The sequence below is a fragment of the Porphyromonas levii genome (assembly GCF_018206105.1).
Classification (GTDB): Bacteria; Bacteroidota; Bacteroidia; order Bacteroidales; family Porphyromonadaceae; genus Porphyromonas_A; species Porphyromonas_A levii.
In genome coordinates, this window is the sequence record NZ_JADRGN010000079.1 from 1 (window position 1) to 1,796 (window position 1,796).

3 protein-coding genes are annotated in these 1,796 nt (G+C 40.7%); all 3 read right to left on the reverse strand.

Features of this window, described 5'->3' with window-relative positions:
• Nucleotides 1-181: 181 nt before the first annotated feature.
• Nucleotides 182-796: a hypothetical protein gene (locus IX315_RS09530; RefSeq protein WP_211637510.1), complete on the reverse strand. Its 615-nt coding sequence runs from the start codon at nucleotides 794-796 to the stop codon at nucleotides 182-184.
• A 20-nt stretch (nucleotides 797-816) separates the two neighbouring features.
• The gene (locus IX315_RS09535) at nucleotides 817-1,314 is read right to left on the reverse strand and encodes a hypothetical protein (RefSeq protein ID WP_211638278.1); all 498 of its coding nucleotides are present in this window, start codon (nucleotides 1,312-1,314) and stop codon (nucleotides 817-819) included.
• Nucleotide 1,315: 1 nt separating this feature from the next.
• On the reverse strand, nucleotides 1,316-1,796 hold a 481-nt coding region (locus IX315_RS09540), incomplete at its 5' end, for an ATP-binding cassette domain-containing protein (protein WP_211837416.1).

Consider the following 1,796-nt stretch of genomic DNA (forward strand, 5'->3'; position numbering starts at 1 on the left):
ACCCATCCCGACAATCGCAGACTTCACTAAAGCAGATGGCTCCGATGGTCTCCAAGAAGCCATCGAAGCCAACTATCACCATGTAAAGCAGGAAGTGCTTGCTCTTGTAGAGAGCGAAATCAATCGCATCAAAGCAGATCCTGCTCTCTCCTATCTCATGAAAGAGTAAACATTGATTTGATTAACTCTGCTTTAGCTTGTATTGGATATATTTTTTACCTTTGGTTCTATCCAATACTACTTGGTAATCTTTAAATTTACCCTCCATTCTGGTTTTGTTTGGAGAATATAGAAACTTTATTTCCCCTGTCTCTCTATCATATTCGTATAAAGCAGTTGATGGAATTAGATACACTTCCTCTGGAGCGTTATTGTTCCAACCGAAACCAAATAAATAGTATAACACTTTTATTTGGGGTTTCCTTTGAACAATATATTCTTCATAATTCTTAATCTGCTCAGGTTCTAGAAAAAAGTTGTTTCTATTATTTCGGTACTTACATTCAACTGCTATGTTTTCTCCAAAATACTGACTGTCTGGATCATGAATACATGCAAGTACGAGGTCTGGAGAAAGGTTTGACAATGCGTACCAGCCCGAAACGTAATTATCCCCTCTCCACTCAATAAGCCTCCAGTATGATTTTCCATCTGCTTCTTTAGGGTTTTTCTGTATGTTAGAGTTAGAAACAACCCATTCTTCAAATCGATCGCCCTCATACTTTTGTTTAGTCCTATTTTTAAAGTAGACAAATGTGTCTCTTAATTTCTTGGAGATATAATCAAAAACATCCATACTCTATATCTTAAATTAGTTCAACGTTTTGCGTTTAAAAGTTCACTATTTCTTTTCTTGGGTAGAAATTGGAACAATAAACTGTTTGTACTCTTTACTAGGGTAAAGTCAGAAGTGCTATTTTGTAAGTCAGAAATGTGTTGAGCCTGCATCCCCACTTCAATGATTGCGGGATAGCGATTGAGGGTATCTCGTCTATTCTCTATGCTCCGCAATTGTACTGTAATGTCTTGTGCATCGAGGTGGATGGTGAGAGGAGTAGGCTCGGCAATTTTGGTCAGAGCTTTATCGTTGCCGAAAGTGATATAGGCTGGCGTAGTAGGCTCCGACACGTCGTAAAAGGTGATGTTGCCTGAATAGACTTGCTTGTATGGTATAAAGTAAGCGATACCAAATGAGACCACCAAGACGGCAAATAGGATAATTGTGCCATATCTAACGAGTGCAGGCGGTATTTGTCCTACAATGCTTCGTACTTTTTCGCTCCTCAGTTCGTAGCTTCTTTCTTGCTTGTCCATATCAATTACCTAGCTCCAATTGGTTCTTGACTAGCTCATAGTACTTGCCTCGGCTGCTAGTAAGACTTTCATGGTTGCCTACTTCTACAATTTTTCCTTTGTCTAGTACTACAATTTGGTCGGCATTTCTGACAGTAGATAGGCGATGGGCGACTACCACTACGGTTTTGCCTTTGTAGAAGCCCTCTAGTTTCTCTGTGATCGCTCGCTCATTATTCGCATCCAGAGCATTCGTAGCTTCGTCTAGAAATACAAATGTAGGGTCTTTATAGACCATTCTGGCAATCAGTACTCGTTGTCTTTGCCCCTGACTAATCCCTTGACCATCTTGCCCGATCATTGTGTTGTAGGCAAGTGGTAGGCTCTCTATATGGTCTGCAATGTTTGCCGTACTGGCCGCAGCTCTTATTCGATCAACATCTGGAGTGTCGTCACTTATGGCGATATTCCGAGCGATGGTGTCACTGAAGAGATACCCTTCC

Bases quoted from the DNA above. Each gene is read 5' to 3' on its own strand.
- IX315_RS09530 (WP_211637510.1), bottom strand. From the start codon at position 796: ATGGATGTTTTTGATTATATCTCCAAGAAATTAAGAGACACATTTGTC.
- IX315_RS09535 (WP_211638278.1), bottom strand. From the start codon at position 1,314: ATGGACAAGCAAGAAAGAAGCTACGAACTGAGGAGCGAAAAAGTACGA.